The sequence below is a fragment of the Bradyrhizobium sp. SPXBL-02 genome (genome assembly GCF_051853065.1).
Lineage (GTDB): Bacteria > Pseudomonadota > Alphaproteobacteria > Rhizobiales > Xanthobacteraceae > Bradyrhizobium.
Genome location: NZ_CP182474.1, coordinates 7,636,487 through 7,651,756 on the forward strand (window position 1 = coordinate 7,636,487; position 15,270 = coordinate 7,651,756).

The 15,270-nt window shown below is 65.1% G+C and carries 16 protein-coding genes and 1 tRNA gene; 14 read left to right on the plus strand and 3 right to left on the minus strand.

What is annotated here, in order from left to right; translation table 11 throughout:
* Window positions 1-17: 17 nt before the first annotated feature.
* From ACNJYD_RS35475 to ACNJYD_RS35495, 5 genes are read left to right on the plus strand one after another with little or no spacing between them, the layout of a single operon-like run.
* Window positions 18-944, plus strand: a complete 927-nt coding sequence (locus ACNJYD_RS35475) for an ABC transporter substrate-binding protein (protein ID WP_212260069.1) — start codon at window positions 18-20, stop codon at window positions 942-944.
* Window positions 945-955: 11 nt separating this feature from the next.
* Entirely contained in the window at window positions 956-1,660 is a 705-nt protein-coding gene (locus tag ACNJYD_RS35480) for a GntR family transcriptional regulator (RefSeq protein ID WP_212260068.1), read from the plus strand.
* Window positions 1,657-2,463, plus strand: a complete 807-nt coding sequence (locus tag ACNJYD_RS35485) for an ABC transporter ATP-binding protein (RefSeq protein ID WP_212260067.1) — start codon at window positions 1,657-1,659, stop codon at window positions 2,461-2,463. Before ACNJYD_RS35480 ends, ACNJYD_RS35485 begins: the two co-directional genes overlap by 4 nt.
* Complete coding sequence (locus ACNJYD_RS35490) at window positions 2,460-3,224, plus strand: ABC transporter permease (RefSeq protein WP_212260065.1); 765 nt, start codon at window positions 2,460-2,462, stop codon at window positions 3,222-3,224. Before ACNJYD_RS35485 ends, ACNJYD_RS35490 begins: the two co-directional genes overlap by 4 nt.
* The gene (locus ACNJYD_RS35495) at window positions 3,221-3,988 is read left to right on the plus strand and encodes an ABC transporter permease (RefSeq protein ID WP_212260064.1); all 768 of its coding nucleotides are present in this window, start codon (window positions 3,221-3,223) and stop codon (window positions 3,986-3,988) included. The genes ACNJYD_RS35490 and ACNJYD_RS35495 overlap by 4 nt, the downstream gene beginning before the upstream one ends.
* 78 nt (window positions 3,989-4,066) lie before the next feature.
* Here ACNJYD_RS35495 and ACNJYD_RS35500 read toward each other — a convergent pair.
* Window positions 4,067-4,143 (minus strand) — tRNA-Met (locus tag ACNJYD_RS35500).
* Between the two features lie 320 nt (window positions 4,144-4,463).
* Between ACNJYD_RS35500 and ACNJYD_RS35505 the strand changes: the two genes are divergently transcribed.
* A complete protein-coding gene (locus ACNJYD_RS35505; RefSeq protein WP_439364729.1) occupies window positions 4,464-6,056 on the plus strand; it encodes a GMC family oxidoreductase in 1,593 nt (530 codons plus the stop codon).
* Between the two features lie 116 nt (window positions 6,057-6,172).
* On the opposite strand, the gene ACNJYD_RS35510 is transcribed toward ACNJYD_RS35505, so the two are convergent.
* Window positions 6,173-6,934, minus strand: coding sequence for an SDR family oxidoreductase (locus tag ACNJYD_RS35510; protein WP_439364730.1), 762 nt, complete (start codon window positions 6,932-6,934; stop codon window positions 6,173-6,175).
* A 121-nt stretch (window positions 6,935-7,055) separates the two neighbouring features.
* Between ACNJYD_RS35510 and ACNJYD_RS35515 the strand changes: the two genes are divergently transcribed.
* A complete protein-coding gene (locus tag ACNJYD_RS35515; protein WP_439364731.1) occupies window positions 7,056-7,568 on the plus strand; it encodes a CvpA family protein in 513 nt (170 codons plus the stop codon).
* 126 nt (window positions 7,569-7,694) lie between these two features.
* Entirely contained in the window at window positions 7,695-8,477 is a 783-nt protein-coding gene (locus ACNJYD_RS35520) for an SDR family oxidoreductase (RefSeq protein ID WP_122405833.1), read from the plus strand.
* 184 nt (window positions 8,478-8,661) lie between these two features.
* On the opposite strand, the gene ACNJYD_RS35525 is transcribed toward ACNJYD_RS35520, so the two are convergent.
* Window positions 8,662-9,138: a DUF3775 domain-containing protein gene (locus ACNJYD_RS35525; RefSeq protein WP_439364732.1), complete on the minus strand. Its 477-nt coding sequence runs from the start codon at window positions 9,136-9,138 to the stop codon at window positions 8,662-8,664.
* Between the two features lie 127 nt (window positions 9,139-9,265).
* Between ACNJYD_RS35525 and ACNJYD_RS35530 the strand changes: the two genes are divergently transcribed.
* From ACNJYD_RS35530 to mbfA, 6 genes are all read left to right on the plus strand, one after another.
* Window positions 9,266-10,117 carry an MBL fold metallo-hydrolase gene (locus ACNJYD_RS35530; RefSeq protein WP_439364733.1) on the plus strand — a complete coding sequence of 284 codons (852 nt, stop codon included), beginning with the start codon at window positions 9,266-9,268 and terminating at the stop codon, window positions 10,115-10,117.
* Window positions 10,118-10,324: 207 nt separating this feature from the next.
* Window positions 10,325-11,167, plus strand: a complete 843-nt coding sequence (locus tag ACNJYD_RS35535) for a fumarylacetoacetate hydrolase family protein (RefSeq protein ID WP_260381086.1) — start codon at window positions 10,325-10,327, stop codon at window positions 11,165-11,167.
* Between the two features lie 165 nt (window positions 11,168-11,332).
* Entirely contained in the window at window positions 11,333-11,944 is a 612-nt protein-coding gene (locus ACNJYD_RS35540; RefSeq protein ID WP_212260054.1) for a glutathione S-transferase family protein, read from the plus strand.
* A 16-nt stretch (window positions 11,945-11,960) separates the two neighbouring features.
* Window positions 11,961-12,830: an MBL fold metallo-hydrolase gene (locus tag ACNJYD_RS35545; RefSeq protein WP_439364734.1), complete on the plus strand. Its 870-nt coding sequence runs from the start codon at window positions 11,961-11,963 to the stop codon at window positions 12,828-12,830.
* 212 nt (window positions 12,831-13,042) lie between these two features.
* On the plus strand, window positions 13,043-14,191 hold the full coding sequence (locus ACNJYD_RS35550; RefSeq protein ID WP_439364735.1) for an alpha/beta fold hydrolase: 1,149 nt from the start codon (window positions 13,043-13,045) through the stop codon (window positions 14,189-14,191).
* Window positions 14,192-14,256: 65 nt separating this feature from the next.
* Window positions 14,257-15,228 (plus strand): iron exporter MbfA, encoded by a 972-nt coding sequence (gene mbfA, locus ACNJYD_RS35555; protein WP_439364736.1) that lies wholly within the window; start codon window positions 14,257-14,259, stop codon window positions 15,226-15,228.
* Window positions 15,229-15,270 lie beyond the last annotated feature (42 nt).

Below are 15,270 nucleotides of genomic sequence, written 5' to 3' on the forward strand. Positions count from 1 at the left end.
GAACGCAGATAAGCAGCATGCTGGCAGGTCTCACGCTCGGCGTCGGGGTGTCGATTGCCTTGACGGCGACAGCGCTGGCGCAGGCCAAGATCCAGATCGGCTGCACCGCGACCTCGGACTGCGCTTCGGCCATGGTCGCGGTCGACGAAGGCATCTTCAGAAAGCACGGGCTGGACGTCGAGATGACGCCGATCGCGATCAACTCCAACATCCCGGCGGCGATCCTGTCGAACTCGATTCAGGTCGGCGGCCCCACCTCCACCGTCTTCCTGCAGGCCGTCGACGGCGGCCTCGACCTGGTCGCGATCGCCGGCGCCTCGGTCATGAACCCGACCTCGAACACCGCGATCGCGGCGTTCGTCCGCAACGGCATCACGATCAAGGATCCCAAGGACTTCACCGGCAAAAAGGTCGGCGCACCCGGCCTGAACGCCTTCCTGCACGTGCTGTTCGTGAAATGGCTGGTCGAGAAAGGCGTCGATCCCCGAAGCGTCAATTTCGTCGAAGTCACCTTCCCGACCATGGCCGACATCATCAAATCAGGCGGCGTCGATGCCGTGCTCACGGCCGAGCCGTTCGTCACGCGCATGAGCAATGCGGGGCTCGGCTCGGTCGGCGCGCGCTACGGCGCCGAGCTCGGCCGTACCGATCCGATCATCTTCTATGCCGCATCGCGCGACTGGGCGGAGAAGAATGCGGCGAATGTGAAGAAATTCCGCGAAGCCATCGCGGAGGCCGCCGTCATCGTCAACAGCGACCCCGAGAAGGCCTCGGCCTCGATCGCCAAATTCACCAAGCAGCCGCTCGATCTCGTCAAGGCGACGCCGCCGAACCAGTCCGAGCCGAACCTCAAGCCGCAAAACCTCAGCTGGTGGATCGAGGTGATGTCGTCGCAGAAGATGCTGCAATCAAAGCTCGACACCGCGAAACTGGTGCTGAACTAGGGATATCGACGATGCCTGCTCCCGAGCGCACTCTCGAACGCCCGCCGGCTGAGACCGGAACCCTGAGCGAGCGCGCCGCAAGCCTGATCGAACAGGACATCCTGGCCGGAGATCTCGCACCGGGATCGCGGCTCGGCATCATCGACCTCGTGCAGCGCTACGAGATCGGCGCCACCCCCTTGCGCGAAGGCCTGTCGCGGCTGATGTCGCGCGGCCTGATCGTCGGCATCGGCCAGCGCGGCTTTCGCGTCGCCGAGGTCAGCCGCGAGGATCTCGCCGACATCACCTGCATGCGAACGGCGATCGAGATCGAGGCGGTCAGGCTCGCCATCCTCCACGGTGATGTCGCCTGGGAGGCCGGCATCGTCAGCGCGCTGCATCAGATGCGCCGGCACATCGAGCGCACCGGCAACGAATTCCGCGAGGGCGCGGCCGATTTCGACCGGCTGCACAAGGGCTTTCACACCGCGCTGCTCGCCGCCTGCGGCTCGCGGCGCATGCTGGCCGCCCATTCCGACCTCTACGACCAGGCCTACCGCTACCGCCGCGTGATGATGAGCGCCATCGATAGCGGCGAGGGCTTCATCCGCAGTCACCAGATGCTCGCCGACCATGTGCTCGCCCGCGACGTGGCCGCCGCGCAGAAGATGCTGGCGGCGCATCTGCACTCGACCATCAAGTTCGTCTATCCGGAGATGCGCGGGGAGCAATCATGAGCGTCGTTGCCAAGCTCATTGAGGCGCGCGCCGCGCGGCGGCAAAAAGCGCTGATCGCGTTCAATGCCGCGACGCTGCGGCTCGGCGGCAAAACCATCATCGAGAATCTCGATCTTCAGGTCCGGCCGGGCGAATTCCTCTGCATCGTCGGCGCCTCCGGCTGCGGCAAGACCACGGCGCTGCGGCTCGCCGCAGGCCTCTATCGCCCCACGAGCGGCGCGGTGACGTTCGACGGCGAAGAGATCACCGCGCCGCGGCGCGAGGTCGCGATCGTGTTCCAGGATTACGGCAAGGCGCTGTTGCCGTGGCGGACCGCTTCCGGAAACATCTCGCTGGCGCTGGAAGCCTCGCACGTGCCGGCGCGCGAACGCGGCGCGCGCATCGATGCGCTGCTGCGCAAGGTCGGCCTGCCCGGCCATGCCGACAAATATCCGACCGAGATGTCGGGGGGCATGCAGCAACGCCTGCAGATCGCGCGCTGCCTTGCGCAGGAGCCGACCACGCTGCTGATGGACGAGCCGTTCGGCGCGCTGGATGCGATGACGCGGCAGGGCTTGCAGGACGAGGTGCTGTCGCTGACGCAGGCGAGCCAGACCACCGTGATCTTCGTGACCCACGATCTCGACGAGGCGATCTATCTCGGCGACCGCGTCATCGGCCTGTTGCCGCATCCGGGCCGGATCGGGATCGAGCTCGACGTCGACCTGCCGCGTCCGCGCGACCAGCTCGCCACCCGCGAGCAGCCGGAATTCCTGCGGCTGCGCCGGCAATTGTTCGACTTCATCAAGGCGACCGAACATTGAGCCTCGACCGCACGAAGCCTTTGTTGCTGCCGCTGGCGCTGATGCTGGCGTTCGAGCTGTGGGCACGCCTCGCCCATCTGCAAAGCGACAGCCTGGCGCCGCCGAGCGCAATCCTCGCGGCGCTGGCCAATGCGCTTGCCGATCTCTCGATTCCGATCGCGACCCGCGACACGTTGTTCGCCGCCTTTGCAGGCCTTGCGATCGGCAGCGCCATCGGGCTTGCGCTCGGCATCGCCTTCGGCATTTCGCGTCCCCTCGACCGGCTGATGGAGGTGACGGTCGAGGCGATCCGCCCGATTCCCTCGATCGCGCTGCTGCCTATTGCGTTGATCGCGCTCGGCTTCGGCTACCGCATGGAGATCGTGATCGTGGCGTTCGCCTGCGTCTGGCCGATGCTGATCCTGACCCGCAGCGCGGTGCGCAGCATCGAGCCGCGATTGATGGAAGTGTCGCGGGCCTTGCGGCTGAGCGCGCCGCAACGGATCGCGAAGATCGTGATCCCGGCCGCACTGCCGCGAATCTTCGTCGCCTTCCGCCTGTCGGCCGGCATCGCCCTGATCGTCGCCGTCACCGTCGAGATCGCGATCAATCCGATTGGCCTCGGTGCCGGCATCATGCTGGCGCAGCAGGCGCTGCGCGCCGACCTGATGCTCGCCTATCTCGTTTGGATCGGCGTGATCGGCTACGCGCTGAACATCCTGTTGATCACGGCGCAGCGCCGCCTGTTCGGCCGCGCCGCGCTTGCCGGAGATAATCCATGAACCGCACGGCGATCCTCTGGCGTGTCGCCAGCGTCCTCGTCGCAGCCGGCTTCATCGCGGCGTGGCAGCTCATTGCCAATCTGAAGCTGGTCTCGCCGGTGTTCCTGCCCGGTCCGGACCGCGCCTGGGCCGCTTTGGTGCGCGGCTTTTCGAGCGGTGATCTCGCGGGCAAGCTGATCGGCACGCTGGAGCACATGGCCTATGGCTGGTTCGCCGCCTCGATCGCGGGCATTGCGCTCGGCGCGCTGATCGGTTCGTCCAAGATGATGCGGGCCTATGTCGCGCCGTCGCTGGAATTCCTGCGGCCGCTGCCGGTCTCGGCGATCATCCCGGTGGCGATCGCGATGCTCGGGCTGACGCAAGGCATGGCGCTGTTCGTGATCGCCTTTGGCGCGATCTGGCCGATCATGCTCGCAACCATTCACGGCTTTGCCGCAGTCGAGCCGCGGCTGTATGAAGTCGCCCGCTCGCTGCAGATGTCGCGCACCGCAATCATCGCCAAGATCGCCCTGCCCTCGGCATTGCCGGATATCCTCGCGGGCATGCGGCTCAGCCTGACGGTCGCGCTGATCCTCTCGGTCGTCTGCGAGATCCTGGCCGGCCTCGATGGCCTTGGTCACTGGGTCCTGCTCTCGGCACGCGCGTTCCGATCCGCCGACCTCTTCGCCGGCGTCATCCTGCTCGGTGCGACCGGATATGTGACGTCGATTGCGATGTCACTGGTCGAGCAGCGGCTACTCGCCTGGCAGACCGCGGCGAGATAGCGCGGCGATCCCATCGCCCAACAAAAACGGCCCGCATCAAGCGGGCCGTTGTCGTCTCGGATCCGGTCAATCCGAATTTGGTTGCGGGGATAGGATTTGAACCTATGACCTTCAGGTTATGAGCCTGACGAGCTACCGGGCTGCTCCACCCCGCGTTAAACCTTTGCGCGCCTTCGGTTAAATCCTGGGGACGGTCGGTTGAGGCCGGCGCTGGTCGCGCTGGCTTGCCGCTTCCGTCCCAAAGGCTTCCTTGGAAGGCGACCCCCGGGCAATGCCCGTCGGGTGCGGGGGGTATGTATCAAGGCGGGCTGCCTTTGGAAAGGGCTGCGGGAACGTTTTTTTCGACTTTGTGACAGGGGGATGAGCGAATTTCCGCGCCGTTCCGCGCGCTCTTGCCAGAAGTTCCACAAAGGACCAGCTTGCGGCAACAAGATTAAGGCTGAAACGCCGGGGAGTCATTCCGGGGGGAACAACGTTGACCGACACATTCGATTTCGTCGTCGTGGGCGCGGGCTCGGGCGGCTGCACCGTCGCAGGTCGGCTGTCGGAGGATGCGCCGACATCCGTCGCGCTGCTCGATGCGGGCGGACGAAACGACACCTGGCGGATCACCACGCCATTCGGGCTGGCGTTGCCCTACGCCGCGGCCAACTGGGCCTTCGATACCGTGCCGCAGAAGGGCTTGAACGGCCGCATCGGCTATCAACCGCGCGGCAAGGGCCTCGGCGGATCCTCGGCCATCAACGCGATGGTCTACATCCGCGGCCACAAATGGGATTACGACCATTGGGCCGCGCTCGGCAATGCCGGCTGGTCGTATGCGGACGTGCTGCCCTATTTCAAGCGGTCGGAGAACAACGCCGATTTCGACGGCGAATATCACGGCAAGGGTGGCCCGCTGCACGTCAACAGGCTGCGCTCGGACAATCCGATCCATGACGTCTTCCATCAGGCCGCGCGCGAGGCGCAGTTCCGCATCCGCGAGGACTTCAATGAAGAGGACCATGAAGGGCTCGGCAGCTACCAGGTAACCCAGCGCCACGGCGAGCGCTGGAGCGCGGCGCGCGCTTATCTGGCTCCCCACATGGACAAGCGGCCGAATCTGCGGGTCGAGACCGGAGCGCAGGCAACGAAGATCCTGTTCGAAGGCGGGCGCGCGGTCGGCATCGAATATGTGCAGGGCAGACAAAAGAAGCAGATGCGCGCCCGCCGCGAGGTGATCCTCGCCGCCGGTGCCTTCCAGTCGCCGCAGCTATTGATGCTGTCGGGAATAGGCGACGGCGATGCGCTTGCCGCGCACGGCATCGGCGTCGTGCATCACCTGCCGGGCGTCGGGCGCAATCTGCAGGACCATCCGGACTTCGTGTTCGTCTACGCCTCCGACTATCCGCACTTCGTTCACGCCTCGATCAGTCGGCTGCCCTCCCTGCTGCGCGGCATCCAACGCTATCGCCGCGAGCGGCGCGGCGTGATGACGACCAATTTCGCCGAATGCGGAGGCTTCCTGAAAACCCGGCCTGATCTCGACGTGCCGGACATCCAGCTCCACTTCGTCATCGCGATGCTCGACGACCACGGCCGCAAGAAGCACAAGGAGGCGGGCTTCTCATGCCATGTCTGCCTGCTCAGGCCGAAGAGCCGCGGCAGCATCTGGCTGAAAAGCGCCGATCCACTGGCAGCACCGATGATCGATCCGAATTTCCTCGGCGAGGAAGAGGATGTCGAGAGGATGGTCGCCGGCTTCAAGACGACGCGGCGTCTGATGGAGACGCCTGCGCTGCGAGCGCTACAGAAGAAGGACATGTTCACGTCCGGCGTGAGAACGGACGACGACATCCGCGCCATTCTGCGCGCGCGGGTCGACACCGTCTATCACCCCGTCGGCACCTGCAAGATGGGTACGGACACGATGGCGGTGGTCGATCCGGCATTGAAGGTCCATGGGGTCGGAGGATTGCGCGTCGTCGACGCCTCGATCATGCCGACGCTGATCGGCGGCAACACCAATGCGCCGACCATCATGATCGGGGAGAAGGCGGCGGATATGATCAAGGGTGAGATGCGGTAGCATCGCCTTGCGTCATTGCGAGCGCAGCGAAGCAATCCAGAATCCCTCCGCGGAAAGACTCTGGATTGCTTCGCTGCGCTCGCAATGACGATGTGGATAGGGCGGCGAATACACGTTCAACTCAGCAAAAACCCGCCGTCCACCGTCACCACGCTCCCCGTCATGTAGCGCGACGCATTCGACGCCAGCAGCAGAATCGCGCCGTCGAGATCGGACTCGGCGCCGACGCGGCGTTGCGGGATGCGTTTGGCGAGGCGCTCGCCTGATGGCGTCGACCAGAAGGCGTGGTTCATCTCGGTATCGATGTAGCCGGGCGCGAGCGCGTTGATGCGGATGTTCTGGCCCGCGAGCTCCAGCGCCATCGCTCTTGTCGCCTGGATGATGCCGGCCTTCGAGATCGCGTAAGGCGAGAGCGCCTTCAAGACGCCGGTGCCGAGCACGGAAGCGATGTTGACGATGTTGCCCGGCTGCTTGCGCGCGATCATGCGGCGCGCCACTTCGGTCGCGAGAAAATAGGCGCCCTTGAGATTGGCGCCGATCACCGCATCCCAATCCGCCTCGGTCTGCTCGGTCGCGAGCTTCTCGATGGCGATGCCGGCATTGTTGATCAGCACGGTGACGGGACCGAGCGCGGCTTCGGCGGCATCGACCGCCTTGGCGATCGAGGCGGTGTCGGTGACGTCGAGCGCGACCGCCGCGGCGCGGCCGCCCTTGCCGCGGATTTCCTCTTCCAGGCTCTTCAATTTGTCGGTCTGCCGTGCGGCGAGCGCGACGGCCGCGCCATGCGCCGCCAGCATCCGGGCAAATTGCCGGCCCAGCCCCTGGCTCGCACCGGTGACGAGGATGGTTTCTTTACTGACGTCGAATAGGTCTGACATGACGCGTTCCTTGCGCGGTTCCCTTGAGCTTTGGAGCCACCAATACAGACGATTTTAGCGATCTGAAACCGGAATGATCGGCTCGGCGTTCATTCGTTCCGTCGAGGCAGGGCTTTCGCGCATGAACAGTTTCGATCTCGCCGTCTACGCCGCGCTCGCCGTCGCGGTCGGCTTGGGCTTTCGGACCGGGCTGCTGCGCAGCGCCATGACCATCCTCGCCTATCTGCTCGCGGCGCCGATCGCGGTGGCGCTGATGCCGCTGATCGCACCGCAGATCGCCGGCAATCCGAACTCGCCGCTGCTGCAAAACTGGATCTGGTTCTTCGCCATCTTCGTGGTCGTCGGCATGCTGTTCGGCCAGATCGGCCGCATTGCGCTGAACGACACGATCGGCGAGGCCGGCATCGGCGACCGGCTCGGCGGCGCCGCGCTCGGCGCCGCCAGGGTCGGCCTCGTCGCCACCACCTTGGTGCTGGTGTTCGACCAGATCGTGCCGACGAACCGCCAGCCGCCCTTCCTCGCCGGCTCGCATCTGCGGCCGCTGTTCTCGACCGTGGGCCAGATGGGCTTCAAGTCGCTGCCGCCAGAAGCCGCCGCCGCAATCGATCGCCTCAAGCAGGAGCGGCGGATCTAGTCCGCTTTTGCATCACCCGATCGCGCGCCATGCATTTTGGTGCGAGCCCCTCCCTTATCAGCGGCGTCGCACTTGGCTAGAGTGCGGCCCGTCCAAAACCTGCCTGATAGTTACGGGAGTGAAACAGTGGATCTTGGGATCAAAGGTCGCCGCGCCATCGTCTGCGCATCCAGCAAGGGCCTCGGGCGCGCCTGCGCCATCTCGCTGGCGGAGGCCGGCGTTCACGTCACGCTGACCGCGCGCGGCGCCGAAGCGCTGAAGAAGACGGCCGATGAGATCCGCAAGGCCTATCCCGACGTGACGGTCACCGAGATCGTCGGCGACATCACGACGCCGGCGGGCCGCGAGGCGGTGCTGAAGGCCTGCCCCGAGCCCGACATCCTGATCAACAATGCCGGCGGCCCGCCGCCCGGCGATTTCCGCAACTGGACCCGCGACGACTGGATCAAGGCGATCGACGCCAACATGCTCACCCCGATCGAGCTGATCAAGGCGACCGTGGACGGCATGATGGCGCGCAAGTTCGGCCGCATCGTCAACATCACCTCGGCGGCGGTGAAGGCGCCGATCGACATCCTCGGCCTCTCCAACGGCGCACGCGCCGGCCTCACCGGCTTCATCGCCGGCCTGTCGCGCAAGACAGTCATCAATAACGTCACCATCAATGGCTTGTTGCCGGGCCCGTTCGAGACCGATCGCCTCACCGGCACCGCGAAGGCCGAGGCCGACAAGCGCGGCGTCAGCCCTGAGCAGATCCTGGCCGAGCGCGCCAAGCTCAACCCCGCCGGCCGCTTCGGCCAGCCCGACGAGTTCGGCTATGCCTGCGCCTTCCTGTGCGGCGCCAAGGCCGGCTTCATCACCGGACAGAACATCCTGCTGGATGGTGGTGCTTTCCCGGGGACGCTGTAACGCATCATCGCAGGTGTACTCCCTCGCCCCATTCTTACGGGGCCGCGACGAGCTTCGCTCGCGCTGAGAGGGTTGGGGTGAGGGGCTCTCTCCGCAAACACGGTGACAGTCGGACTCGCGGAGAGTCCCCCTCACGCGGCGCTTCGCGCCGACCTCTCCCCGCAAGCGGGGCGAGGTAAGATCATCACCGCTGCTTGGTCGGCTCGTCCTCATCCTGCTGGCTCGGAGCGGAGGAATCGGCGGTGGTGCGCTCATCGGTCCAATCGACGCCGAATTCGTCGAGGCCGTTCGCAAGCAGGTCGCCCAGCATCGGCTCGCCGAGCAGATAGTGCACGGTTTCGCGGCGCGGGCTGCTATACTCGCGCCGCGCCTCCACCGCGCGGGCGCGCAGATCGTCCCATTCATCGATCGAGCCGTCGCCGCGGCCGAGCCAGGTCAGCGCGACGAGATCGAGTTGCTCGTCCTCGTTCAAGGCGATCATGAAGCTTCCGAGCTCCTGGACGACAGGGTCGGAGCCGTCATCGTCGAGGACGTCCATCATATCGTCATCGGCCGCGTTCGAGCCGGAGTCGGGATCAGAAGCCCCCTCCTTGACGTCGAATTCGCGCGCCTTCTCGATGATGAAGGCGACCTTCTCCGCGGAAATCGCAAGCTCTGGCATGGCTTCCCCTTCGGCGTCTGTCTCGGGTTCCGGCGATAACGCCGCACCGCGTCAGATGATCCATTGCGCTCGATGGCAGAAAATGTGCATGTTCCAGCGCAAGAGCAAGAATACGGGGAGGCGCCGGATGCAGTGGAAGGTCGGCAAGGTCAGGATCACGAAATTCGTCGAAATGGAGACGGTCGGCTCGACCCGCTTCATCCTGCCGGCAGCCACCAATGACGAGATCCAGAAGCTGCCCTGGCTGATCCCGCATTACGCCACAGAAGAAGGCCGACTGAAGATGTCGATCCATTCGCTCGTGGTGCAGACACCCTCGCGCCGCATCGTGGTCGATACCGGCCTCGGCAACGACAAGCAGGGCCGCAGCGTGCCCACCTGGAACAACCGCAGCTCGCCGTTCCTGGAGACGATGATTGCGGCCGGCTTTCCGCCCGACAGCATCGACACCGTGCTGTGCACGCATCTTCACGTCGACCATGTCGGCTGGAATACACGACTGGTCGATGGCCGATGGGTGCCGACCTTCCCGAAGGCGCGCTATGTCTTCGGCAAGACCGAATATGAGCATTGGCGTGAATACACGGCCGAGCCGGACAAGGTCGCGGTGTTCAACGATTCCGTGAAGCCGGTGGTCGATGCCGGCCAGGCCGAGCTGATCCCGAGCGACCACCGGCTCTGCGAGGAGATCAAGCTGATTCCGACCCCCGGTCACAGCCCGGGGCATATGAGCGTCCTGATCGAATCCGACGGCGAGCAGGCGCTGCTGACCGGCGACGTCGCCCATCATCCGTGCCAGATGGCGCATCTGGAGTGGTGCTCGACGGTGGATACCAACCCCGCGCAATCGGCGGCAAGCCGGCGCGCGGTGTTCTCGCGCTTCGCCGACACGCCGACGCTGGTGATCGGCGGGCACTATTCGGCCGGGCATATCAAGCGGGATGGGGACGCGTTCAGGTTTGTGGCGCTGCAATCATAGGCTTCGCAGGGTGGGCAAAGCGAAGCGTGCCCACCGGTCCGGGCTAACTGGAAGAGATGGTGGGCACGGCGCCTTGCGCCTTTGCCCACCCTACGAGCGCCGGAATCGGGGGGCTGCAATGCGCCGCTTTTGAGCGGTTGAATTTCCTGCCGCCCTGTTCCAAGAAGCTATTCAACCGATCGGTCCAATCTCCAGGGAGAAACGAGAATGAAGCTTGTTCGTTATGGCGAGAAGGGGGCGGAAAAGCCCGGCCTGATCGACAGATCCGGCCAGTTGCGCGACCTGTCGGCGCATGTGAAGGACTTCACGGGTGAGGCCTATTCGCCGGAATCTTTGAAGAAGCTGGCGGCGCTCGATCCCGCCTCGCTGCCCGCCGTCTCCGGCAAGCCGCGGTTCGGCGCGCCCGTCACCGGCATCTCGAAATTCATCGCGATCGGCCTCAACTATTCCGATCATGCCAAGGAGACCGGCGCGGAGATCCCGAGCGAGCCGATCATCTTCATGAAGGCCAACACCTCGCTGTCGGGCCCGAACGATCCGGTCGAGAAGCCGCGCGGCTCGACCAAGCTCGACTGGGAGGTCGAGATCGCCGCCATCATCGGCACCCGCGCCAAATACGTCTCGGAAGCCGACGCGCTGAACCACGTCGCCGGCTATTGCGTCTGCAACGACGTCTCCGAGCGCGCCTTCCAGATCGAGCGCCTGGGCCAGTGGACCAAGGGCAAGTCGCACGACACGTTCGGCCCGCTCGGGCCGTGGCTCGCGACCAAGGACGAGATCAAGGACGTGCAGAACCTGTCGATGTGGCTCGACGTCAACGGCCAGCGCCGCCAGACCGGCTCGACCAAGACCATGATCTTCTCGATGGCCAAGTGCATCTCCTATGTCTCGCAGTTCATGACGCTCCTCCCCGGCGACGTCATCACCACCGGCACCCCTCCCGGCGTCGGCCTCGGCATGAAGCCGCCGACCTTCCTCAATGTCGGCGACGTCGTGACGCTCGGCATCGAAGGTCTCGGCGAGCAGCGCCAGGAGATCATCGCGGCGTAAGCCTCCGCCCTCTCCCCGTCATTGCGAGCGAAGCGAAGCAATCCAGAATCCCACCGCGGCGACACTCTGGATTGCTTCGTCGCCAGCGCAAAATTGCTTTGCAATTTGTCGCGGGCTCCTCGCAATAACGAAAACCAATTGCCGGTCACCGCGCAGGACATTCCCATGAAGCTCACCTTCTCCCCCGCCTCGCCCTTTGCCCGCAAGGTGCGCATCGCTGCGATCGAGCTCGGGCTGATCGACAAGATCGAGCTCGTGCCCGCGAGCGTCGCGCCGGGCACGGCCAACGAGGACTATTCGAAGATCACGCCGCTGAAGAAGCTGCCGGTGCTGATCACCAACGACGGCGACGTGATCCTGGATTCCTACGTCATCGTCGAATATCTCAACGAGATGGCCGGCGGCAGCCTGATCCCGGATTACGGCCCGCGGCGCTGGAAGGCCAAGACCAATCACTCGCTGATCAACGGCATGCTCGATTCCATGCTGCTGTGCCGCTACGAGAAGATGGTGCGGCCGCAGGGCCTGCAATGGCAGGCCTGGTCGGACGATCACTGGAACAGGGCCTGGACCGGCATGGCGCGCTTCGAGAACATGCCTGACGTGCTGAACGGCCCGTTCGACATCTCGCAGATCGGCCTCGTTTGCGTGCTCGGCTATGCCGACTTCCGCTTCGCCGATTGCGGCTGGCGCAAGGCCTATCCGAAGCTCGACGCCTTCCACCAGAAGATGCTGGAGCGGCCCTCGGTGAAAATCTCGGTGCCGCCGCCCGCATAAAATTTCGGGAGTTCTCATGAGCCTCAAATTCTCGGTCGGCGATCTCACCATCCATCGCGTCATCGAGCAGGAGACCTCGTTCGTCCCGGCGCTGGAAATGCTGCCGGGACTGACGGCGGACGTGCTGGCCGAGAACCGGGCCTGGATGCGCGAGGCGAAGGCGCTGGACGAGCAGGACGTGCTGCTGCTGTGCTTCCAGTCCTACGTGGTGAAGACACCGCACCACACCATCCTGGTCGACAGCTGCATCGGCAACGACAAGCTGCGCCCCAATCGGCCGAAATGGAACATGAAGACTGACGACACGTATCTGCGCGGCCTCAGCGCCGCCGGGTTCGGGGTCGACGACATCGACTTCGTGATGTGCACACATCTGCATGTCGACCACGTCGGCTGGAACACGCGGCTTCAGAACGGCCGCTGGGTACCGACCTTCCCCAAGGCGCGTTACATCTTCGCCAAGCAGGAATTCGATCACTGGTCCGAGCAGAATGCGAAGACGGAGATCCCGCCTTTCGCTGACAGCGTGTTGCCGGTGGTCGAGGCTAACAGGCACGAGCTCGTCGGCAACGACCACGAGATCGGCGACCACGTCCGCATCCTGCCGACACCCGGCCACACGCCCGGCCATATCGCCATCACGATGGGCCGCGGCAAGGACGATGCGGTGTTCTCCGGCGACCTCATGCACTCGCCGCTGCAGACGCTCTATCCGGAGCTGTCGATCAAATTCGACGTCGATCCGGCTGCAGCCGCGAAAACGCGCCGCAGCTTCCTGGAGCGCTATTGCGACACCGACACGCTGTGCTGCACGGCGCATTTTCCCTCGCCGTCGGTGGGGAAGATCCGGCGCAAGGGCAACGCGTTCGTGTGCGCGGCGGTGTGATTTAGCCGAGCTCGCACGGCGAACTCCCATCCTCCCCTGGAGGGGGAGGATCGGTTCGCATGCAGCGAAGCGGAATGCGAACCGAGGTGGGGTGACGGTCTATCCTCGTTGAATACTGCCCGAGTGGAGAGATCACCCCACCCCGCTCGCGCTTCGCGCGATCGACCCTCCCCCTCCAGGGGAGGGTAAGAGACGCTCAAGTGGAGGTAACGATGACCGCACTCCCCGACATCCCCCTCCCCGCCGGGATCCGCTCGCGCTACGTCGACGGCATCAACGGCTTGCGGATGCATGTGCTGGAGGCCGGCTTCGAGACCAAGGGCCGGCCCTGCATCCTGCTGCTGCACGGCTTTCCCGAGCTCGCCTTCTCCTGGCGCAAGGTGATGCCGGCGCTCGCCGCGGCCGGCTACCACGTGATCGCACCGGACCAGCGCGGCTATGGGCGCACGACGGGATGGAGCGCGGAGCATGGCGACGATCTCGCGCCGTTCTCGCTCTTCAATCTCGTGCGCGATGCGCTCGGCCTGGTGTCGGCGTTCGGTTACAGGCAGGTCGATCTCGCCGGGCACGATTTCGGCAGCCCGGTTGCGGCCTGGTGCGCCTTGATCCGGCCCGACGTGTTTCGCTCGGTGACGCTGATGAGCGCGCCGTTCGGCGGACCGCCGCCGTTGCCGTTCGGCACAGTCGACAATCCGGCAAAGCCCGCGGTGGAAGACCCCGTGCATCGCGAGCTCGCCGCGCTGCCGCGGCCGCGAAAGCACTATCAATGGTACTACGCGACCCGTCCGGCCAACGCCGACATGCAGCTCGCGCCGCAAGGCGTGCATGATTTCCTGCGCGCCTATTATCATCACAAGAGCGCGGACTGGACCGACAACAAGCCCTTTCCGCTGCAAGCATGGTCGGCGCAGGAGCTGGCGAAGCTGCCGACCTATTACGTGATGGACTTGCACGAGACCATGGCGGAGACGGTCGCGAAGGAGATGCCCTCGCCCGCCGCAATCGCCGCGAACCTATGGCTGCCGGACAGCGACCTCACCTATTACAGCGCCGAATACAGCCGCACAGGATTCCAGGGCGGGCTGCAATGGTACCGCTACGGCACGTCGGGCATGCTCAACAACGAGATGCAATTGTTTGCCGGCCGCAGCATCGACGTGCCCTCCTGCTTCATCTCGGGCAAGCAGGATTGGGGCACTTATCAGCGGCCGGGCGTATTCGAGGCGATGCAGGGCCGCGGCTGCACCAAGATGCTCGGCTGCCATCTCGTCGACGGCGCCGGCCATTGGGTGCAACAGGAGCAGCCGGCCGCGGTGAGCCGGCTGCTGCTCGACTTCCTTGCAAAGGCCCACGCGGCCTGATTTGACCCGGAACCGGCAGCGCTCTATAGTTTAGAACTATTCTAAACTATAGTGACAGGGCCGCCGTGAAGACTTTTGCCGATCTGACTGAGCGCGAGGTGCTGGCGGTCGCGATCTCCTCCGAGGAGGAGGACAGCCGCATCTACATGACCTTCGCCGAGGATCTGAAGGAGCGCTATCCGGACTCGGCAAAACTGTTCGAGCAGATGGCCGAGGAGGAGCGCGGCCATCGCCACATGCTCCTGGAAATGTACGAGCAGCGCTTCGGCCAGCACCTGCCGCCGATCCGCCGCGAGGACGTCAAGGGTTTCCTGCGCCGCCGCCCGATCTGGCTGACCAAGAACCTGCCGCTCGACACGATCCGCCGGGAAGTCGAGACCATGGAGCTCGAGGCCGAGCGCTTCTATGCCAAGGCCGCCGAGCAGGCCGAGGACGTCAACGTACGCCGGCTGCTCGGCGATCTCGCCGAGGCCGAGAAGAGCCACGAGCACACCGCGGCGAGGCTGACCGACGAGATCCTGAAGCCCGACGTGCGCGCCGAGGAGGACCGCACGCGCCGGCGCATGTTCGTGCTGCAATATGTGCAGCCGGGCCTCGCCGGCTTGATGGACGGATCGGTCTCGACGCTGGCACCGCTGTTTGCGGCGGCGTTCGCCACGCACCAGAACTGGCAGACATTCCTGGTCGGCCTTGCCGCCTCGATCGGGGCCGGAATCAGCATGGGGTTTGCGGAAGCGCTGTCCGACGACGGCTCGCTGACGGGGCGCGGCTCGCCCTGGCTGCGCGGCATCACCTGCGGCGCGATGACGACGCTCGGCGGGCTCGGCCACACCGCGCCTTATCTGGTACCCGACAGCTGGGCCAATGCGTTCTGGATTGCAACAGCGATCGCCTGCGTCGTCGTGTTCTTCGAATTGTGGGCGATCGCCTTCATCCGCTCGCGCTACATGGACACGCCGTTCCTCCAGGCCGTGTTCCAGATCGTGCTCGGCGGCGCCATCGTGCTGGCGGTGGGGATCGTGATCGGGGCGGCGTAGTTCGCATCACATTCGCTGTCATGCCCCGGCTTGACCGGGGCA